We start from the raw sequence: 19112 nt of genomic DNA on the forward strand, positions 1-19112 counted from the left end.
CCCTCGGGAGCGCGCCCAAGGGCGGGGCGCCCTGTCACGCCCCGGCCTCCACCGGCCGGCGCAGCAAATAGATGCCCGCGCCGCAGGCCAGCACCGCCATGCACGCGATGAAAGCCAGGCCGGCGCCTTCGAGGCCGAGCGGCCGCACCAGTACGCCCACCCCGATCACCGGCACCGAAATCCCGGCGTAGGCCACCACGAACAGCGTCGAGATCACCGCGGCGCGATGGTCCGCGGGGGACGCCGCGGCCACCGCCGACAGCGCGCCGCGGAAGGCGAGACCCTGTCCGCAGCCGCCCACCAGCGCGCTCAGGACCATCAGGGGCAGCAGCTCCCAGCGGAGCGCGGCCGCGAGCAGAGCCAGGCCGGCCAGGAGCGCGGCGCAGCCCAGGGGCAGTGACCGGGTCATTCCGACGCGGCCCACGGCCAGTTGTCCGGCCGTGGAGGCGAAGAAGGCGAGCGCGACGACCAGACCGCTCGCGGCGTGATTGTGTACGTTCAGGGACTGCGCCAAGAACGCGGGGCTGACCGCGGTGAACACCCCGAACAGCGCGAATCCCACGAACGCCGCGATCGCCGAGGGCACGAACACCGCGCGCACGTCAGGAGGCAGAGTGGGCCGCTGCGTTCGCGCGCTGCGCAGCGGACGCGCATTCTCCACGGTCTCCGGGAGCCGCAGCAGGACGGCGACCGAGCCGGCCACCAGCGCCAGGTCCACGAGGAAGGGCAGCGTGAGCGGCCACGCCGCGTACTGCGCGAGCACTCCGGCCAGCAGGGGCCCGCAGCCGAGCCCGCCCATGTTGGCGGCCGTCGCTACGAGCGTGGCCCGGGACGCGCCGCCGCCGGGCGCCAGGTCCATCACGTAGGCCGTCGCGGCCCCGGTGAACAGCCCGGCGGAGAGCCCCGAGAGCAACCGGCCCGCGTACAGCCAGCCGAGTCCGGAAGCACACAGGAAACAGACCGCGCTCGCTGCGGCGAACCCCAGGCCGCACAGCAGTACCGGACGTCTGCCCACGGCGTCCGACACGTTGCCCGCCAGCAGGAGTACGCCGATGACGGCGAAGGCGTAGACGGCGTACACCACGGTGACGGTCAGCTCGGAGAAACCGAACTTTCCCTGGTAGAGGGTGTAGAGAGGGGTCGGAAGCGTCGTGCTGGCCATGCACACGGCGAACACCGTCCCGCTGAGCAGGCACGGCCACCAGCCTCGAAGATCACGGTCCATGTCAGCGACGGTAACTCCGCCGGGGCGCGGCCGTCGTGCCCCGCGTGCCTGGCGCGCCGGTGACGCGTCCGGCGCACGAGGGCCGCCGGACGCGGCGGCGCGTCCCCGAGCCGGCACCGCGCCGCCGCGTCACTGCCGCTCGTCAGCCCCGCCGGTTCTTGCGGTCGTCTTCCTCGGCGTGGTGGTGCAGGTGCGGCAGATGCCCCTGGCGCAGCTGGAGCCAGACGTCGCGCGCGCGGCGCCCCGCGTGCGTGCGGCTGCGGGCCACCATCTCGCGCGCCTCCTCCTCGGTCTCGACCATGGCCGACGATCCGCGCAGCGGGAGCCCGGCGGTCTCGCGCAGGCACAGGGCCGAGATCACCCCGATCACGCCCGCGACCATGAGGTAGTAGGCCGGCACCAGTTCGTTGTCGGTGGCGTCCACCAGAGCGGACGCCACCAGTGGGGTGGTGCCGCCGAAGAGGGACACGGAGAAGTTGAACGCGAGCGACAGGCCGCCGTACCGCAGGTGGGTCGGGAAGAGGGCGGGCAGCGTCGCCGCGCTCGTCCCGGCGAAACACACGAGGAACAGGCCGAGGATCGCGCAGCCGATGGCGGGAAGCACGATGCCGCCCTGCCGGATGAGCTGGAAGACGGGCACCGAGAAGATCACCATCGCGATGCCGCCCCACAGGAACAGGGGGCGCCGGCCGTACCGGTCGGACGAGCGGCCGACGGCGGTGATGGTCAGGACGACGAGCACCATGGTGCCGAGCACCAGGAGCTGGGAGGTGAGTTCGTCCTCGCCCAGGGTGGTGCTCATATACGTCGGCAGATAGGACGTCACCATGTAGTTGGTGACGTTGTAGAGCAGCACGAGACCGATGCAGACGAGCATCGCCTGCCAGTGCTGGGTGAAGACCTCCTTGAGGCGGCCCCTGCCCGACATGCGCGCCTGCTCAAGGCGCTCGTGCTCCTCGGGCGTGGTGCCGCTCCTCGCGGCGGCCTGCCGACCCCGCTCCTCGGCCTCCTGGAACGCGGGTGTCTCATCGAGCCTGAGCCGCATGTAGAGGCCGATGAGCCCGAGCGGCCCCGCGACGTAGAACGGGATCCGCCACCCCCAGCTCAGCATCTGATCCTCCGTCAGGACGCCGGTCAGGACGGTGACGAGGCCGGAGCCGAGGGAGTAGCCGATGAAGGTGCCGAAGTCGAGCCAGCTGCCGAGGAAGCCCCGGATCTTGTCCGGGGAGTACTCGGCGATGTAGGTGGTGGCACCGGCGTACTCACCGCCGGTGGAGAAGCCCTGGACGAGCCGGCACACGAGCAGCAGCACCGGCGCGGCCAGGCCGATCGACTTGTAACCCGGCAGGAATCCGACCGCGAAGGTGCTGATCGCCATCATGATCATGGTGACGGCGAGGACCTTCTGCCGGCCCACCCGGTCGCCGAGCGGCCCGAACACGAGCCCGCCGATCGGCCGGACGAGGAAGGCCGCGGCGAACGTCGCGAACGTCGAGATGACCTGCGCGCCCGGCGAACTCGACGGGAAGAAGACCTTGCCGAGGGTGGCCGCGACATAGGCGTAGACACCGAAGTCGAACCATTCCATCGTGTTGCCGAGCGCTGCGGCCGACACGGCGCGCCGCACGGCGGGTTTGTCGGCCACCTTCACGTCGTCGGGGTGCAGCGACTTCTTGCGACGGCGCAGCAGCAGCCGCACCATGCGTTCCGTCTCCACGCTTCCCGAACCGAATCCGCGACCTCGACGGCCCGGCTGTACGGGCCCCCGCCTGTTTGAGTTCATGGGTACCTGTGCGTCGTCGATGGTTCCGCACCGGGCGATGCCCGAGGTGCGGAGTGCTTGCGGAGCACCGGCATCGGTGTCCGGTGCGCGGCTATGAGCCTCAACTTTCGCTGCTGCCCCGCCGCGCGCGGCGCATGCGGCGGTGCGGCGTGTCGTCCGGTGCGGACCATGGCGCGGTGGTGACACGGCGGGGTGGTCACCCGGCGGCCAGGTGCTCAGGGGCGGTAGGCGGCGGCCGCGAGCTCGACGAACGAGCGGAGCAACGGATTGGTGTCTTGCGCGTTCCACGCCGCCACGACGCGACTCGGCGCCATGTCGGCCAGTGGCACCTCGGTGAGCCCCCGCACCGGACGGTGGCTCAGGGGTGTGATGCCCACCGTGCCGTTCCAGAGCACGGCCTGCCGGCACTCCTCGACGCCGCGCACCACAGGCCCTTCACGTGGTTCCCCGCCGTTCCAGTACGCCTGCCACCGGGGGTCGGTCCCCGCCGGGAACAGGAACCAGCGGCGGTCCCCGAGGTCCGCGAGACGCAGCAGGTCACGGCCCGCCAACGGATCGTCGGTACGCAGCAGGACGCCCACCGGATCGGCGCGCAGTTCGCGCACGGCCAGACCCGTCTCGTCGAACGGCCCGCGCGTCAGGGCGACATCCACGAGGCCGGCGTGCAGTCCGCAGGTGGGATCGGTCAGATCGGTCTCGCGGATGCGGACCTCCACGCCGGGATGGCGCCGGCGATAGGCGCCGGCCAGCCGGGTCGCGGCCTCGTCGGTGCTGTCCCCGAGGATGCCCACCGTGAGAGTCGCCGCCCCGGCCGCCACGGCCACCCGCACCGCCGCCCGCCCGGCGCGCTCGAGCAGGTCGCGCGCCTCCTCGAGCAGGACCGTACCGGCCCGCGTCAGCGAGACCCCGGCGGGTGTCCGGTCGAACAGCCGGGCGCCGATGGAGGTTTCCAGCTGCCGGACGGCCCGGCTCAGCGGTGGCTGGCTCATGTGCAGCCGGGTGGCGGCCCGCCCGAAGTGGAGTTCCTCCGCGACGGCGACGAAATAACGCAGCGTACGTAGCTCCATCCTGCGACGATACCCACGCGGTATCGGCGCCGGTGAACAGGTCTTGGACGCTCGCCCTGCCCCGGCGGTGCAATCGGTCCATGACTTCCCACGAACCGAAGACCAGCAGCGCGCACACCGGCCCCGCCGTATCGGTGGTCGGCCCGGACGACGGCGAGGTGATCCGGCTCGGTACCACTCGTCTGCGGATCATCGAGGACGGCAGCAGGACCGGACACCGCCTCGGGCTCGCGGAATCCGTCCTCGCACCGTTCACCCCCGGGCCGCCGCAGCACCGGCACGCCCAGCACGACGAGGGGTTCTACGTCCTCTCCGGCACCGTGCGCTTCACCGTCGGGCGTGAGGACTACGACGCCACGGCGGGCACCTTCGTGCTGGTGCCGCCCGGTGCCCCGCACACGTTCGCCAATACGACCGGCCAACCTGCCGTCATGCTCAGCACGTTCACGCCGGACCTGTATGTGCGGTACTTCCGCGATCTCCAGGACATGATGGCCGGCGGCGAGGCCATGGACCACGAGGCGACCCTCCGGACGATGAGCCGATACGCCACCGAACCGGCCACGGACTTCTCCGCGAGCCCGGGCGGCGGGGTGTCGTGAGCGTCGCCTACTGGATCGTGGCGGGCCTGTTCGCGCTGTTCTTCCTCTACTCGGGCGGGATCAAAATCGTCCGGAGCCGGGAAGGGCTTCGCCCGGTGATGGCCTGGGTGGACACCCTGGCGATGCCGACCGTACGACTCATCGGGCTGGCCGAAGTGCTCGGCGCGGCCGGCCTGATCCTGCCGCCCCTGACGGGGATCGCCCCTTGGCTCGCCCTCTTGGCGGCCATCGGGTTCGAGGTCCTTCAGATGGGCGCGACCGTCCTGCACCTGCGGCGTCACGAGCGCGACGTGGCCCTCAACCTCACACTGCTCGCCACCGGCGCGGTGACACTCTGGCTCGCCTCGACGTGGTGACGGTCCCGCTCGCCACGATGGGGTGATGGGGGGTGGCCCGGCCCGCCCGCCGTCACGCGCCCAGAGCGCCGTGCGATCCGGCCCGCTTTGGCCCTCTTCCAGCCATGATCTGCCCGGACATTTGGTCCCCACCCCGCCGGCGTGCAGGCTGATGCGGCATGCCTGGTGGGGAGTTCGGCCCCGCACCTGCGCCGGGGCGCACCCTTGAACCCCTGGTCCTCCGGTCCCGTCTCCGGCGGGGCCCCTCCCACCGGCATCAGCCCTAGGAAGGAAGTCCCCCATGCCCACCACCACCCTGCTGATCCCCACCCCGGACGGCGAGGCCGACGCCTTCGCCGCCTTCCCCGACGACGGCGAGCGCCACCCCGGCGTGCTGCTCTACATGGACGCGTTCGGACTGCGCCCCGTGCTGCACGAGATGGCACGCGAACTGGCCGGGCACGGGTACTACGTACTCGTCCCCAACGTCTTCTACCGGCACGGCCCGACCCCGGTGGTGGACCTCCCGGAGTACATCGGGGAAGACGTCCGCTCGGGGATCATCGCGCAGGTGATGCCCATGGTCAGGGCGCACACCGGCGAGCGTGCCCTCAGGGACGCGGAGGCCTACCTCACCTTCCTCACCGCGCGGCCCGAGGTCGAACAGGGACCGGTCGCCGCGATCGGCTACTGCATGGGCGCCCCGCTTGCGGCGCGCACGGCGGCGGCCCACCCGGGCCGGGTGGCCGCCGTGGCCGGCTTCCATCCCGGTGCCCTGGTCACCGACGCGCCCGACAGCCCGCACCGGCTCATCCCCGGCATGACCGCGCAGGCCCACTTCGGCCTGTCCGAGCAGGACATGACACCCGACGCCGTCATCGAGCTCAACAAGGCCCTGGACGCCGCAGGGGTCGACTACACGACCGAGACCTGTCCCGGTACGATCCACGGCTTCACCATGGCCGACACCGACGCGTTCGATCCCGCGGCGTACCAGCGCCACTGGGACCGTCTGCTCGCCCTGCTCGGCCGGACCCTCGGCAAGGGGTGAGACCGGGGGCGCGGGGTCAGGACCGCACGGCCGGCGCAAGCACCTCCTCGCACCACTGGCGGAACGTGGTCGGGGTCGCGGACCGCGCCGTACGCGGCTCGGCCCCGTCCAGGCCCTGGTTCTTGGCGTCGAACATGTCGGCCATCGCCTGCGCCATGGCCGCGCTCGCGCCGAAGCCGGTCAGGCGTTCCTTGAGGGCCGCGCCGGGGATCTGCCGGTAGCCGATGTCCTTGCCGAGGACGTCGGAGAGGGTGCGGGCCATCTCGGTGGGCGACAGGTCCTCGGGGCCAAGGCACGCCACCTCGCCGGCGCCCCGCCAGGAGTCGTCGAGCAGCAGGCGGGTGGCGGTCGCCGCGATGTCGCGCGCGGCGACGAGCGGGGCCTTCAGGTCCGGGTCGGCCATGAGGAAGAACAGGCCCTGCTCCTTGAGCGCCCCGACCTGGCGGAGCAGGTTGTGCATGAACGAGGGGCACGTGACGGCCCGGTAGGGGACGCCCGACGCGCCGATCAGGTCGTCCATCGCCAGGGACGCGGTCACCGGTCCCGCGTGCGCGGCCATCGGCGTGCCACGGCCGAGCGCGGAGACGCCCACGACGCGCCGCACTCCGTGGCGTACGAAGGCCGCGCAGGCGGGCTTGGTGAAGTCGACGTACGCGGCGTGCGCGCTCGGCGCGGCCGGGTCGCCCGGCGCGAGCCAGAACACGGCGTCGGCGTCCGCGCAGGCCCGGTCGATGACATCGGGGTCGCCGTGCGAGCCCTCGACGGCCTCGACGCGTTCACGGACGTGCGGCGCGAGTCGTGCCGCGTCGCGCACGACGAGCCGCAGGGGTACGTCGAGGTCGAGCAGGGTGTCGACGACCTCACGGCCGATGGTGCTGGTGGGGGCGGTGATGACAAACATGTGCGTCCTTCTGACGGTTGGGTGGGGCGATGTGGGAGAGAGGGAGTGCTTCACGCCGGGCGCGGGATGTACGCGAGCCCGTGGGCGCCGGCCTCGTCGCGCTTGGCGATGTCGAGCCGGCCGATGCCGCGCAGCGTGTCCAGGTCGACGATGTCGACGGTGGAGGAGGCGACGCAGGCCACATATCCGATGCGGCCGTCCGGGGAGGAGGAGATGGTCAACGGGCAGAGCCCGACCTCCAGTTGGCCCAGCCTCTGGTGGGTCTCGGCCGAGAACACGGTGAGACTGCCCGGCGCGTGGCGGCCGAGCGCGGACGCCGGATCGAACGCGCCGCGCATCTCACCGACGAGCAGTCTGCCGGTGGACGTCATGTGCACCGGCAGGACGATGTCCTCGGTGGGCAGCGTGGCCACGACCGCGTGGGTGCGGGCGTCGATGACGCGGATTCCGGTGGGCGGGCGCTCGGCGGCGCCGGGCTCGAAGGAACCGCCGTAGGGAGCCGCGACGTAGACGTGTGCCCCGTCGGGGGAGACGGCGATGCCCTCACTCCCGGGCACCTCGACCTTCGCGGTCAGGACGCCTCGTTCGAGGTCGACGACCGAGACGAAGGGCGCCTCCTTGTTGGCGGCGTACCCGGTCCTTCCGGAGGGATCGGTGACGAACCAGTGCGGTCCCGGCGCGTCCGTGTCGATACGGCCGAGCGGGCGCCGGGTCCCGGTGTCGATCACCACGACGCCGCCGGGCCGGTCGGCCGAGCCTTCCACGCTGACGTAGAGGCGGCGGCGGGCGGTGTCAAGGGCCAGCCCGTGGGGCCCGTGTTCGGGGGCGAGGTCGATGACCTCGACGACCCGGCGGGTGTCGGCGTCGATGACGGTCAGTTCGGTGCGGCGGCCGCTGTTGGCGTGGTAGTAGCCCGACTCGTACGCGGTCGTGCACCACAGCAGGCGCTGGGTGGGGTCGAAGCACAACTCGTGGGGTGAGCAGGTGACTTCGACGGTGTCGAGGTGCCGGTCGGAGGCGACGTCGAAGAACGAGACCGTCGCCCCGCTCTGGCTCGCCACGGCCAGAACGTCGCCTTCACGCCCGGCGCGCGGGGACTGCGACATGGGGACTCCTTGATCGGATGGATCGGATCGGACGAGGGGGTGTCAGGCGCTTCCGCCGACCCCTCAACTCTCGTCAATGAGCCCTGTCGCAACAATGCAAAGATGGACAGCCAATTGTTGACTCAGATGCAAAATTGCAGTTCAGGAGCCTTGCATGGACCTCAATCTGCTCCGCGTCCTGGACGCGCTGCTCCAGGAGAACAGCGTGACGCGCGCGGCCGAACGCCTCGGCACCTCGCCCGCCGCCGTCAGCCGCACGCTGGCCAGGCTCCGCCGCGCGGTCGGTGATCCCCTCCTGGTGCGCGCGGGCCAGGGCATGGTCCCCACCCCGCGCGCCCTTGAACTGCGCGACGAGGTAAGGGCGTTGCTGCGCGGATTCGACAACGTCCTGAGACCGGGCGCCGGTTTCGACGCGGTGCACCTTCAGCGCACGTTCACACTCCAGGCCACGGATCTGCTTCTGGTGGGTCTCGCCGGCCCCCTGACCGAGCGCGTGCACGCCGAGGCGCCGCATGTGGACGTGGTCTTCCTGCCGGAGTCCGTCGAGGGCGGCCCCGCGCTGCGCCAGGGCTGGGTGGATGTCGAACTGGGCTCGCTCGGGCACCTGGACCCCGAGATCCAGACCCGGGCGCTCGCCCGGATGCCCCTGGTCGGTATCGCGCGGGCCGGGCATCCGCTCTTCGACCGGCCGATCGACGCCCGGAGTTTCGCCGCCGCCGACCACATCGGCATCTCGCGCCTCGGCAAGCGCCTGGGCCCCATCGACAGCGCGCTCGGTGAGCTCGGGCTGCGCCGCCGGGTCGCCGTCGTGGTGCCGAGCCACACCGGCGCGATGATGCTGGCCCGCGAGACGGACCTCGTCGCACTCACCCTGCCCGACTGGCTCCCGGACACCACGGCCGCCCTGGGCCTGCGCACCTTCCCCATCCCTCTCGACCTGAGCCCCCTCGACCTCGGCATGGCCTGGCACCCCCGCAACGCGGGCGACCCCGGTCATGTGTGGTTCCGCGAGCACGTGGCGGCCTCGGTACTGGAATCCGCACGCGCCGGACGCGTGTGAACGCCGACGGGTCCTGGGCAGTGTCCAACAGGCCCTGACGTCATGATCCGTACGGCAGAGCGATCCGATCACTCGATCGTGAGTTGCCGCCCCTTCCCGCCCGTCAGGACGCCATGCTCGGCGGCACGGCGTCCGCGCGACGGATGCCGCTTCGGCGTGCGGTCAGTGGTCGGTGGAGGGCATGAGCATGAGGCAGGAACCTAAAGGGCGCGGCGGCCTCGACGGCCGGGCGGTGCTGCTGGCGGCGGGACTCGCCGATCTGGCGGTGACCACCGTGGCCACGGCGCTCGGCACCGTACGGGGGCTGCTGCGCCGCTCGGACGCGGGGGAACTGGCGACGGAGGCCGAACACGACCTGATGGCGCGCGGCCGCCTGGCGCTGGCCCGCTACAGCGACGTACCGCCGCCGCACCTGGAGATCCTGGCTCAGCACGTCCTGGCCCGAAAGAGCCTCGATGCCGTCTGACCGGTGGGAGCCGACCGCGTTCAAGTCCCGTGTGGATGAGGTGCTGAGGGGGTTCGTCGCCGAGGAGGCCGACCGGTTCGCGGCGATCGATCCCCTGCTCGCACCGGTGGCCGAACAGCTGGAGTCCTCGCTGGCGGACGGCAAGAGGCTGCGGGCGGCGTTCTGTTACTGGGGCTGGCGCGCGGTGGGCCAGCCCGACGACGGGGCGCTGGTACGGGCCGCGGCCTCCATGGAGCTGGTGCACGCCGCCGCCGTCGTCCACGACGACCTCATCGACGACAGCTCCTTGCGCCACGGCCGTGCCACCGCGCACGTCGCCCTGCTCGACGCCGTACGGCCCGGGCCCGGCGGCACCGGCGCGGCCAGGTCGCTCGCGATGCTGGTGGGTGATCTGCTGATGGCGCTGGCCGGGCAGCTGTTCGCCGCCAGCGGTCTGCCGTCCGCGTATCTGGCCCGGGCGCGCCCCCTGTGGTGGGTGATGGCGCGTGAACTGATCGCGGGTGAGTGCCTGGAGATCCTGCGCACGGGAGCCGACCCCGACACCGCCGCATCGCTGAAGGTGATCCGCTACAAGACCGCCAAGTACACCGTGGAACAACCCTTGTTGATCGGTGGCCTCCTGGCCGGGGCGGGGGCCCGGCTGCGCGAGGGCTATCGCGCGTACGGGCTGCCGCTCGGCGAGGCCTTCCAGTTGCGGGACGATCTGCTCGGCCTGTTCGGCGATCCGGAGCACACAGGGAAGGCCAACGCCGACGACGTACGAGGACACCGCCCCACCGCGCTGCTCGCGGAGACCTGGCGGCTCGCGGACGGCGAGGACCGAAAGACGCTCCGCGCGCTGCTGGGCCGTGGCGACCTGGACGGCGAGGCCATGGACACGGTCCGCGCGACGATGCGCCGTGTCGGAGCCCCCGACCGCGTCGAGAAGATGATCGCCGCCCGGGTCGAGGAGGCCCTGGGCGTCCTGCACGACTTGGACGTTCCGCCGCGCGCCGCCGCCGCGCTGACGGCGCTCGCGCATTCGGCGGCGGTCCGCGCGTCCTGAACCCGGGACGACCCGCGCGAAGGACGACGTCCAACGACCAAGGACATGGAAGACAAAGGAGTTCGCCATGAACCACACCGAGGCGTCGCTGGACGCCCTGAGGCTGACCGGTGACGAACTCGCCGACGCCACCGTCGCCGAACTCTTCGAGCGGGGGGAGGTCGGCACGTTCAACACCCTGATGCGGTACGTCTCCACGGCCGGCGCCCCGCTGCCCGACGGTCTGCCCGCCGTCGCCCGCGAGTACCTTCAGGCCACGAGTCTGCCGCCCGCGTGGGTGGACTGGGGTGAGATGGAGAAGGCCCGGCTGTTCTTCATCGACAACAACGTGCACATCTCCACCGCGCTGTCCTTCGCCTCCATGCCCGCCTGTTACGTCGTGCCGAACGTGGCGAAGCTGTTGTCGACCACCCACAGCCTGAAGTACCCGTCCAAGAGGATGGCGGAGACGGGGCAGTTCACCGTCTATCTGATGCAGCCCGACGCGTTCGAGGCGGGCAGCCGTTTCATCCCGGCGGCCCAGAAGGTGCGTCTGCTGCACGCTTCGATCCGCCACCACCTCAAGCGTGAGGACCGGTGGGACACGGAGGCGCTGGGCACGCCGATCTGCCAGGAGGACCTGGTCGGCGGGCAGATGTTCTTCTCGCTCCTCGTCCTCGACAGCCTGCACCGGCTCGGCATCCACATGTCCACGGAGGGCGCGGAGGCCTACTACTACGCGTGGCGCGTGGTGGGCGCCATGCTCGGCATCGACCAGGAGGCCGTGCCCAAGACGCTCGACGAGGCACGCCAATTCCTCGACCTGTACATGGTCCGGCACATGGGCCCCTCCGACGAGGGCGCGGAACTGACCCGGCAACTCATCGACCTCTACGAGGAGATCGTGCCGGGCACCTTCTTCGACCCGATCGTCTCCGCCCTCATCCGCTACCTGGTCGGAGACACCTGTGCCGACTGGCTCCAGGTGCCCCGCACACCGTGGGACACCGTCGTCAAGGCCGTCCCGCACCTCCTCGGCGTGCTGGAGACCATCGAGGACCGTTCACCGCTCGGCGCGTGGGCGCTGGACCGGCTCGGCCACCTCACCGCCGTGTTCGAGCTGTCCTCGCTGACCCGGGGACGTGTGATGCACTACGCCATCCCGGAACAGCTGAAGAAGGACTTCGGCCTCTCCAACACGGTCCCCCGCACCCGCCGCTGGACCCCGCCGCCCGCCACGGTCCGCTGACGACGTCCCCAGCCACCGGCGTCCCCGGCCCGTTCACAGGGCTGTGGCCCGCCCCCGCACCGACAGGTTCTGCGCGCCGAGGCCGATGGCCAGATACGCGTACAACGACGCGGCACCCAGGATCCCCACGCCCTCAACCTGGTCGATCCATAGACCGAGGCCGAGGTGAGCCACCCCGGAGGCCACCCACAGGGCGGTGGTCGCGGGCGTCCCCTTGCGCACCACCGCTCCCTGGGGGTCACGCCAGATCCGTACGGTCCGTGCCCTCAGGACCCCGAAACCGGCGGCCACCACGAGACTCATCGCCAAAAGGACGATGGGCAGCGTTCCGAGGGGGCGCTCCTTGACGACCGAGGCGACACCGAAGCCGAGCCCGGCGGCGCCCACCACACCGAGGATCGCCGGCGCGAGCAGCGAGCCCGTGCGGCGAACCGGGCGGGTGCGCAGTTGCCGACGTATCACCAGAGCGACGACCAGACCGGCAATGACAAGGGTGGCCCCACTGTTCGAGTCCCGCATGTGCCCTTTCCCCCATGAAGTACGGCTGGGCTCGCCGTCCCGGCCCCGCCCTGTGCGAACGTGCACCTCCACGATCACGATCACGACGATATACGCACCGCACCACCCGCTGGTCCCCGCTCTCGCGCGGAGCGAGGGCTATGGCGCCGTCGGCGCACGACCCCAACTCCCCCTCGATCACGGCTTCATAACGTCCTGTCACTTCTCTAGCTGTAACATTTCACATATCACATGATGCTCGCCATGAGAAAAGTCTTGGCTCTGCTTTCGGCGGCCGCTGCCGTCATGGCGCTCACGAGTACGTCCGCCGGCGCCACGCCCGGCACCGGCGGGCGCGAGGACACCGGGCAGGGGAAGCTCGTCTGGAGCTCCTGCGCCGACCCCACCGCCCCCACGCTCCAATGCGCCCTGCTCGACGTGCCGGTGGACTACGCCGACCCGCACGGCCGCAAGATCAAGATCAAGGTGAACCGGCTCCCCGCCACCGCGCCCAAGAGCAAGCAGCAGGGGCCGATCCTGCTCAACCCCGGGGGCCCCGGGGACTCCGGCCTCTGGATGCCCGCCTACATCGCCGGGCAGATCCCCAAGGACGTCGCCTCGGCCTACGACTGGATCGGCTTCGACCCACGCGGCACCAACGCCAGCGAACCCCATGTCACCTGCGACGCCCACTACTTCGACGGCCCCCGCCCCGACTACCGGGTGAGCCAGGGCACTTCGAAGGCGTGGCTGGCGAAGGCCGCCGGATACGCGGCCGACTGCGCAGCCGACTGGGCCTGGTTCCTGCCGCACATGACCACCGTCGACAACGCCCGCGACATGGACAGCATCCGCCGGGCCCTGGGCGCACCGAAAATCAACTTCTACGGCGGCTCCTGGGGCACCTCGCTGGGCTCGACCTATGGCCAGCTCTTCCCCTCGCACGTGCGGCGCATGGTCCTGGACAGCATCGTGGGCCCCACCATCAGCTGGTACGACCACAACGTCCTCCAGGACAAGGAGCACCAGCGCCGCTTCGACGCGTTCGCGGCCTGGACCGCCAAGGCCGACTCCGTCTACCACCTCGGTACGGACGCCGCCGCCGTCGAGAAGGCGTACCAGCAGGTCGAGGCGGGCCTGCGGACCTCGCCGGTCGACGCCGCGCCGGCGCCGGGCAAGATCGGTCCCGCCGAGTTCGAGGACACCTTCTACGGGGGCGGCTACAACTTCCTGCGCTGGCCCCGCATGGCCACCGTGCTCTCGGCCTACCTCACCCATCACGACATCCAGCCCCTGACCGAGGCCTACAACCGCTACGCGGCGCCCGGCGGCGACGACGGCACGTTCCCCGCGTACAACGCGGCGCAGTGCACCGAGAACGCCTGGCCGCGCGACTGGGACTTCTGGCAGAAGGACCAGGCCAAGGTCAACGCCTCGGCGCCCTTCTACACCTACAACAACATGTGGTACAACGCCGCGTGCATGTTCTGGCCGCACGAGGGCGACCCGGCGGGCCGCATGAAGATCACCGGCAAGGGCCTGCCGCCCGTCCTGCTCTTCCAGGCCACGGAGGACGCCGCCACCCCGTACCAGGGCGGCCTCGCGATGCGTGACGCGCTGCCCGGATCCAAGCTGGTCGTCCAGAACGGCGGCAGCTTCCACGAGATCCTGTTCCACGGCAACGCCTGTCTGGACGACACGTTCGCGGACTACCTCCGCGACGGCACCCTCCCCAAGGGCAACGGCCGCATCGCGAAGACCTGCGCGCCCGAGCCCGACCCGGCCCCCTCCTATGTGCCGTCGACCCCGTCCCTGAAGGCGAAGACTGCCATCAAGCCCCTATCACCCACCGACCCGGAGGCCATCCACGGCGCCCTGCGCTGACCACCCATCAATTGCCGTGCCAGCGGCGGTCGTTGGTGATTGCCGACGAACGCCGACGGGGGCCTGCCCGGCACCTCGGGCCGGGGGTCCGGCGGCCGCACGCACCCGCCGGGCCAGCACTCCACCCGGCCCGTCCCGGCAGGCCCTTCACCCCTTCTCACAATTTTCGGTCAAGCCGGCGCCATGCAGGTTTGAGATCACTTGAGGCGCTTCTCGTCACTTTCGAACAACGCGCTCCGCTATGCACCTTCCGGGGAATGGGCGGCGGGCTCTTCCTCTGTCACGCTGAAGTCGCAGCATGCCAGGGTGAAATGCCATGACGAATGGGCGATTGGGGAGACATGTCGGTCGATACGGGTGCGGAGACGGCAGAGGCGGCGACAGGCGGCCAGCAGAGTCTCGGCACCGCCGCCGCGCGGAACTTGGCGACGACCACCAAATCCGTACCGCAGATGCAGGAGATCAGCTCCCGCTGGCTGCTGCGGACACTGCCGTGGGTCCAGGTGCAGGGTGGCACCTACCGGGTCAACCGGCGACTGAGCTACACGGTCGGGGACGGCCGGGTCGAATTCATCCAGACCGGCGGCAACGTGCGGGTCATCCCCGCCGAGCTGGGCGAGCTCCCCGCACTGCGCGACTACGAAGACGAGGAGACCCTGTCCGAGCTCGCGAACCGCTGTACGCAGCGGGAGTTCGCCGCCGGGGAAACCATCGCGACCTCGGGCACCCCGACGGACCGCGTGTTCCTGCTGGCCCACGGCCGGGTGGGCAAGGTCGGCACCGGCCCCTACGGTGACGAGACGGACCTGGGCTTCCTCGCGGACGGCTCCTACTTCGGCGACCGGGCCCTGCTGGACCCCGAGGCCTCGTGGGAGTACACCGTCCGCGCCACGACCGCCTGCACGGTGCTCGAACTCACCCGCGCCGACCTCCTCAACCTCGCCGAGCGCTCCGAAAGCCTCAACCGCCACCTCACCAACGGGTCGGACGAGCCGGAACGCGCGACCAACAAGTACGGCGAAGCGGCGATCGACCTCTCGGCCGGCCACGTCGGCGAAGCCGTCATCCCGCACACCTTCGTCGACTACGAGAGCGCACCGCGCGAGTACGAACTCTCGGTCGCCCAGACCGTGCTGAAGGTCCACAGCCGCGTGGCCGACCTCTACAACCAGCCGATGAACCAGACCGAGCACCAGCTCCGTCTGACGGTCGAGGCGCTGCGCGAGCGCCAGGAGTACGAGCTCGTCAACAACCGCGAGTTCGGTCTGCTCAGCAACTGCGACTACGCGCAGCGGATCCAGCCGCACGACGGCGTGCCGAGCCCCGACGACATGGACGAACTGCTCTCGCGCCGCCGTGGCTCCAAGCTGTTCCTCGCCCACCCCAAGGCCATCGCAGCCTTCGGGCGCGAGTGCAACAAGCGCGGCCTGGTGCCCGAGCACGTGGAGATCGACGGACACCGCCTTCCGGCCTGGCGCGGCGTGCCGATCTACCCGTGCGGAAAGATCCCCCTGAGCGAGGCCCGCACGACCTCGATCCTCTGCATGCGTACCGGCGAGGACCAGCAGGGCGTCATCGGCCTGCGCCAGACCGGCATCCCGGACGAGATCGAGCCCGGTCTGTCCGTGCGGTTCATGGGCATCGACGAGCAGGCGATCATCTCCTACCTGGTCACGGCCTACTACTCCGCCGCCATCCTGGTGCCCGACGCGCTCGGCATCCTGGAGAACGTCGAGGTCAGCCGCTGGCGCTGATCCTTCCGCGACACCGGCGGACACTCGCTGCCGACGGCCCGGCCCGGGCCGGCCCCCGCCGGGCCCCGGCTGGGTCGCGGTGCGGCCGGCGCCGGCCGCACCAGGGCTGCCTTGTCGCCTTGGAACTGCCTTGTCGCCCCGGGGCCTTGCGAGCCCGGCGTGGACACGGCGACGTGGTGCTCCGTCCCTGCGGGCACCACGCCGCCGCCACGGCGCGCGTCCAGCGAGGTGCGCGTGGTCCGTGTGGGCCGGCGCTGCCGACAACCCGCCCGGACGAGCGAGACCCGTTGCCCCGGCCCGCCGTGCCCGCGTCTTCAGCGCCCGGGCCCAGCGGCTTCGCGGGCGATCGCGCGCGGAGACGTCCACGGAGACATCCACCGAGACATCCACAGCCGGGCGATGACCAACCGGCTTGCGGGAACCACCCGGCTTGCGGCAAGCAACCAACCTGCTGCGAGGCCGGGTTGGGCAATGCGGGGCGGTGCGTCATTCCGCGGTGCGCCCGCGTCGCTCCGTGACGCGACCCCGCCCCGCCCGCGGCCGCGCCCGCACCCCCAAGCCTGCTCGGCGACCGAACGCGCGCTCGGAACACTTCGCCTCACCACAAGGAGCATTGGATGCCCGTCCCCGACCTCAGTCAGGCGCCGTCACCCACGGTCCGGCAGGGCGTGGCAGCAGCACCTGCCGCGTCCGATGGCGCCGGCACTCCACGGCTGACCCTCCCCTCCGGCCCGCCCGTCCCGCTCCCGGCCGGACCCGCGGCGGCGCCCCCGGTCTCGGTGCCCGACCCCCCGGCGGACGGCCGCGTACCGCCCCCGTCCGTGCCGGAGAGCGCCGTCGCGGAAGCCGCTCCCGAAGGGCCGCCGTCCGCAGCGGTGGGCCTGGGCCCCGACGTCCTCGACCGTGTGCTGCGGGGCCCCAGCGGCCTGGGCACGAGCGGCCTTCGCCTGGTCCCGTCCGCCGAGGCGCCGCACTCCCCCACCGCCGTGCCGGGGCTCTACCACCACCCGGTGGCGGAGCCCGACCCGGTGCGCGTGGCCGAGGTGAGCCGCCGGATCAAGGACTGGGCGGTGCACGAGGTCGAGCTGTACCCACCGGAGTGGGAGGACCAGTTCGACGGATTCGCGCTCGGCCGTTACATGGTCGCCTGCCATCCCGACGCCCCCACGGTGGACCATCTGATGCTCGCGACGCGGCTGATGGCCGCGGAGAACGCGCTCGACGACTGCTACTGCGAGGACCATGGCGGCTCACCCGTCGGTCTCGGCGGACGCCTGCTGCTGGCGCACACCGCCCTCGACCCGCTCCACACCACACGCGAACACACGGCGCCCTGGGCCCAGTCACTCCTCAGCGACGCCCCCCGCCGGGCCTACCGCTCCGCGATGGACTACTTCGTACGGGCCGCGAGCGCGTCGCAGGCGGATCGTTACCGCCACGACATGGCCCGACTGCACCTGGGCTATCTCGCCGAGGCCGCCTGGGCGCAGACGGAGTACATGCCCGAGGTCTGGGAGTACCTGGCGATGCGGCAGTTCAACAACTTCCGGCCGTGCCCCACCATCACGGACACGGTCGGCGGCTACGAACTGCCCGCGGATCTCCACGCACGGCCCGCCATGCAGCGGGTCATCGCACTCGCCTCGAACGCCACGACCATCGTCAACGACCTCTACTCCTACACCAAGGAACTCGACTCCCCCGGCGTGCATCTGAACCTGCCCGTGGTGATCGCGGACCGCGAGAAGTGCGACGCCCGCGAGGCGTACCTCAAAGCGATCGAGATCCACAACGAGCTCATGCGCGACTTCGAGGCCGAGGCCGCCGGCCTCGCCGCGGCCTGTCCGGCCCCCCAGGTGATCCGGTTCCTGCGAGGAGTGGCGGCCTGGGTGGACGGCAACCACCACTGGCACCAGACGAACACCTACCGATACACCCTGCCCGACTTCTGGTAAATGAAGGGGACCCACCGTGTCCACCAATGTCGAACCCACCACCAACGCCGCGGGCACCATCCCCGCTCCGGCCACGCCCTACCAGGACGACATCGCTCGTTACTGGGACCACGAGGCACGGCCGGTCAACCTGCGCCTCGGCGATGTCGACGGGCTCTACCACCACCACTACGGCATCGGGGACGTGGACGAGTCCGCCCTCGGGGAGCCGGGCGCGCCCGACCGGGAGACGCGGCTGGTCGCCGAGCTGCACCGGCTCGAATCCGCGCAGTCCGATGTGCTCCTCGACCACCTCGGCCCGATCAAGCGGGGTGACACCCTGGTGGACGCCGGCTGCGGGCGCGGCGGCTCCATGGTCATGGCGCACCAGCGCTTCGGGTGCACGGTCGAGGGCGTGACCCTCTCGGCCAAGCAGGCCGACTTCGCCAACCAGCGCGCCCGCGACCTCGGCATCGACAGCTCCGTCCGCGCCCAGGTCCGCAACATGCTGGCCATGCCGTTCGCCACCGGGCAGGCCGCAGGCTCGTGGAACAACGAGTCGAGCATGTACGTCGATCTGCACGACCTCTTCGCCGAGCACGCCCGCATCCTCACGCCGGGCGGCCGGTATGTGACCATCACCGGCTGCTGGAACCCCATCTATGGGCAGCCCTCGAAGTGGGTGTCGCAGATCAACGCGCACTTCGAGTGCAACATCCACTCGCGCCGCGAGTACCTGCGGGCCATGGCCGACAACCGTCTGGTCCCGCAGGCGGTCGTCGACCTGACGCCGGCGACGCTGCCGTACTGGGAGCTGCGGGCCACCTCCTCCCTCGTCACGGGCATCGAGGAGGCCTTCATCAACTCCTACAAGGACGGCTCCTTCCAGTACGTCCTGATCGCGGCCGACCGCGTCTGAGCGGCGGGGCTCGCGGAGCTCCTGGTGGACGGTGTGCCCACGCGGCACGCCGGACGCCTGGAGCTCCGGTCTTTCCCGGCGTCCGGGCGTTCGGGCGGTGGAGGCGGGCGTGGGGGCGTTTGAGCGGTGGAGCCGGGGGCAGGCGCGGTTCGTGCTTCGGACCGCAGGCACGCCGACAGGACCCGTATGTCCTGGGCGCGCCAGGTCCTGGTGCGGCTCGGGACCGGGCCGGCGGCAGTCATGACAGCCGTTCC

17 protein-coding genes are annotated in these 19112 nt (G+C 71.1%); 11 read left to right on the plus strand and 6 right to left on the minus strand.

Translation table 11 applies throughout. The features are described from left to right. Positions 1-34: 34 nt before the first annotated feature. The 3 genes from ABR738_RS04220 to ABR738_RS04230 all read right to left on the minus strand — a co-directional run bounded on the left by ABR738_RS04220 (position 35) and on the right by ABR738_RS04230 (position 4075). The gene (locus tag ABR738_RS04220; protein WP_350228606.1) at positions 35-1225 is read right to left on the minus strand and encodes an MFS transporter; all 1191 of its coding nucleotides are present in this window, start codon (positions 1223-1225) and stop codon (positions 35-37) included. A gap of 142 nt (positions 1226-1367) precedes the next feature. Then, positions 1368-2927, minus strand: coding sequence for a glycine betaine/L-proline transporter ProP (gene proP, locus ABR738_RS04225; RefSeq protein ID WP_350234419.1), 1560 nt, complete (start codon positions 2925-2927; stop codon positions 1368-1370). 296 nt (positions 2928-3223) lie between these two features. Continuing rightward, complete coding sequence (locus tag ABR738_RS04230; RefSeq protein ID WP_350228607.1) at positions 3224-4075, minus strand: LysR family transcriptional regulator; 852 nt, start codon at positions 4073-4075, stop codon at positions 3224-3226. Positions 4076-4155: 80 nt separating this feature from the next. Here ABR738_RS04230 and ABR738_RS04235 point away from each other — a divergent pair, with 80 nt between their 5' ends. From ABR738_RS04235 to ABR738_RS04245, 3 genes are all read left to right on the plus strand, one after another. Continuing rightward, entirely contained in the window at positions 4156-4677 is a 522-nt protein-coding gene (locus tag ABR738_RS04235; RefSeq protein ID WP_350228608.1) for a cupin domain-containing protein, read from the plus strand. Continuing rightward, positions 4674-5033, plus strand: a complete 360-nt coding sequence (locus tag ABR738_RS04240) for a DoxX family protein (protein ID WP_350228609.1) — start codon at positions 4674-4676, stop codon at positions 5031-5033. Before ABR738_RS04235 ends, ABR738_RS04240 begins: the two co-directional genes overlap by 4 nt. 280 nt (positions 5034-5313) lie before the next feature. Then, on the plus strand, positions 5314-6063 hold the full coding sequence (locus tag ABR738_RS04245) for a dienelactone hydrolase family protein (protein WP_350228610.1): 750 nt from the start codon (positions 5314-5316) through the stop codon (positions 6061-6063). A gap of 16 nt (positions 6064-6079) precedes the next feature. On the opposite strand, the gene ABR738_RS04250 is transcribed toward ABR738_RS04245, so the two are convergent. Beyond that, a complete protein-coding gene (locus ABR738_RS04250; protein ID WP_350228611.1) occupies positions 6080-6964 on the minus strand; it encodes an NAD(P)H-binding protein in 885 nt (294 codons plus the stop codon). A gap of 50 nt (positions 6965-7014) precedes the next feature. Beyond that, positions 7015-8070: a YncE family protein gene (locus tag ABR738_RS04255; protein WP_350228612.1), complete on the minus strand. Its 1056-nt coding sequence runs from the start codon at positions 8068-8070 to the stop codon at positions 7015-7017. Between the two features lie 154 nt (positions 8071-8224). Between ABR738_RS04255 and ABR738_RS04260 the strand changes: the two genes are divergently transcribed. The 4 genes from ABR738_RS04260 (at position 8225) to ABR738_RS04275 (ending at position 11869) form a co-directional block, all read left to right on the plus strand. After that, complete coding sequence (locus ABR738_RS04260; RefSeq protein WP_350228613.1) at positions 8225-9130, plus strand: LysR family transcriptional regulator; 906 nt, start codon at positions 8225-8227, stop codon at positions 9128-9130. 187 nt (positions 9131-9317) lie between these two features. Next, entirely contained in the window at positions 9318-9596 is a 279-nt protein-coding gene (locus ABR738_RS04265) for a polyprenyl synthetase (RefSeq protein ID WP_350228614.1), read from the plus strand. Further along, positions 9586-10641, plus strand: a complete 1056-nt coding sequence (locus ABR738_RS04270; protein ID WP_350228615.1) for a polyprenyl synthetase family protein — start codon at positions 9586-9588, stop codon at positions 10639-10641. Before ABR738_RS04265 ends, ABR738_RS04270 begins: the two co-directional genes overlap by 11 nt. A gap of 67 nt (positions 10642-10708) precedes the next feature. Next, positions 10709-11869, plus strand: a complete 1161-nt coding sequence (locus tag ABR738_RS04275; protein WP_350228616.1) for an oxygenase MpaB family protein — start codon at positions 10709-10711, stop codon at positions 11867-11869. Positions 11870-11902: 33 nt separating this feature from the next. On the opposite strand, the gene ABR738_RS04280 is transcribed toward ABR738_RS04275, so the two are convergent. Continuing rightward, positions 11903-12388 (minus strand): hypothetical protein, encoded by a 486-nt coding sequence (locus tag ABR738_RS04280; protein ID WP_350228617.1) that lies wholly within the window; start codon positions 12386-12388, stop codon positions 11903-11905. A gap of 243 nt (positions 12389-12631) precedes the next feature. Here ABR738_RS04280 and ABR738_RS04285 point away from each other — a divergent pair, with 243 nt between their 5' ends. The 4 genes from ABR738_RS04285 (at position 12632) to ABR738_RS04300 (ending at position 18858) form a co-directional block, all read left to right on the plus strand. Next, on the plus strand, positions 12632-14251 hold the full coding sequence (locus tag ABR738_RS04285; RefSeq protein WP_350228618.1) for an alpha/beta hydrolase: 1620 nt from the start codon (positions 12632-12634) through the stop codon (positions 14249-14251). Between the two features lie 341 nt (positions 14252-14592). Further along, complete coding sequence (locus ABR738_RS04290) at positions 14593-16005, plus strand: family 2B encapsulin nanocompartment shell protein (protein ID WP_350228619.1); 1413 nt, start codon at positions 14593-14595, stop codon at positions 16003-16005. 617 nt (positions 16006-16622) lie between these two features. Beyond that, on the plus strand, positions 16623-17960 hold the full coding sequence (locus ABR738_RS04295) for a family 2 encapsulin nanocompartment cargo protein terpene cyclase (protein ID WP_350228620.1): 1338 nt from the start codon (positions 16623-16625) through the stop codon (positions 17958-17960). A 16-nt stretch (positions 17961-17976) separates the two neighbouring features. Beyond that, positions 17977-18858 (plus strand): geranyl diphosphate 2-C-methyltransferase, encoded by an 882-nt coding sequence (locus tag ABR738_RS04300; RefSeq protein ID WP_350228621.1) that lies wholly within the window; start codon positions 17977-17979, stop codon positions 18856-18858. Positions 18859-19112 lie beyond the last annotated feature (254 nt).

Source organism: Streptomyces sp. Edi4 (assembly GCF_040253615.1).
Taxonomy (GTDB): domain Bacteria; phylum Actinomycetota; class Actinomycetes; order Streptomycetales; family Streptomycetaceae; genus Streptomyces.

Bases quoted from the DNA above. Each gene is read 5' to 3' on its own strand.
- ABR738_RS04285 (WP_350228618.1), top strand. From the start codon at position 12,632: ATGAGAAAAGTCTTGGCTCTGCTTTCGGCGGCCGCTGCCGTCATGGCG.
- ABR738_RS04245 (WP_350228610.1), top strand. From the start codon at position 5,314: ATGCCCACCACCACCCTGCTGATCCCCACCCCGGACGGCGAGGCCGAC.
- ABR738_RS04235 (WP_350228608.1), top strand. From the start codon at position 4,156: ATGACTTCCCACGAACCGAAGACCAGCAGCGCGCACACCGGCCCCGCC.
- ABR738_RS04255 (WP_350228612.1), bottom strand. From the start codon at position 8,070: ATGTCGCAGTCCCCGCGCGCCGGGCGTGAAGGCGACGTTCTGGCCGTG.
- ABR738_RS04270 (WP_350228615.1), top strand. From the start codon at position 9,586: ATGCCGTCTGACCGGTGGGAGCCGACCGCGTTCAAGTCCCGTGTGGAT.
- proP (WP_350234419.1), bottom strand. From the start codon at position 2,927: ATGGTGCGGCTGCTGCTGCGCCGTCGCAAGAAGTCGCTGCACCCCGAC.
- ABR738_RS04220 (WP_350228606.1), bottom strand. From the start codon at position 1,225: ATGGACCGTGATCTTCGAGGCTGGTGGCCGTGCCTGCTCAGCGGGACG.
- ABR738_RS04250 (WP_350228611.1), bottom strand. From the start codon at position 6,964: ATGTTTGTCATCACCGCCCCCACCAGCACCATCGGCCGTGAGGTCGTC.
- ABR738_RS04275 (WP_350228616.1), top strand. From the start codon at position 10,709: ATGAACCACACCGAGGCGTCGCTGGACGCCCTGAGGCTGACCGGTGAC.
- ABR738_RS04290 (WP_350228619.1), top strand. From the start codon at position 14,593: ATGTCGGTCGATACGGGTGCGGAGACGGCAGAGGCGGCGACAGGCGGC.
- ABR738_RS04280 (WP_350228617.1), bottom strand. From the start codon at position 12,388: ATGCGGGACTCGAACAGTGGGGCCACCCTTGTCATTGCCGGTCTGGTC.
- ABR738_RS04295 (WP_350228620.1), top strand. From the start codon at position 16,623: ATGCCCGTCCCCGACCTCAGTCAGGCGCCGTCACCCACGGTCCGGCAG.
- ABR738_RS04260 (WP_350228613.1), top strand. From the start codon at position 8,225: ATGGACCTCAATCTGCTCCGCGTCCTGGACGCGCTGCTCCAGGAGAAC.
- ABR738_RS04230 (WP_350228607.1), bottom strand. From the start codon at position 4,075: ATGGAGCTACGTACGCTGCGTTATTTCGTCGCCGTCGCGGAGGAACTC.
- ABR738_RS04265 (WP_350228614.1), top strand. From the start codon at position 9,318: ATGAGGCAGGAACCTAAAGGGCGCGGCGGCCTCGACGGCCGGGCGGTG.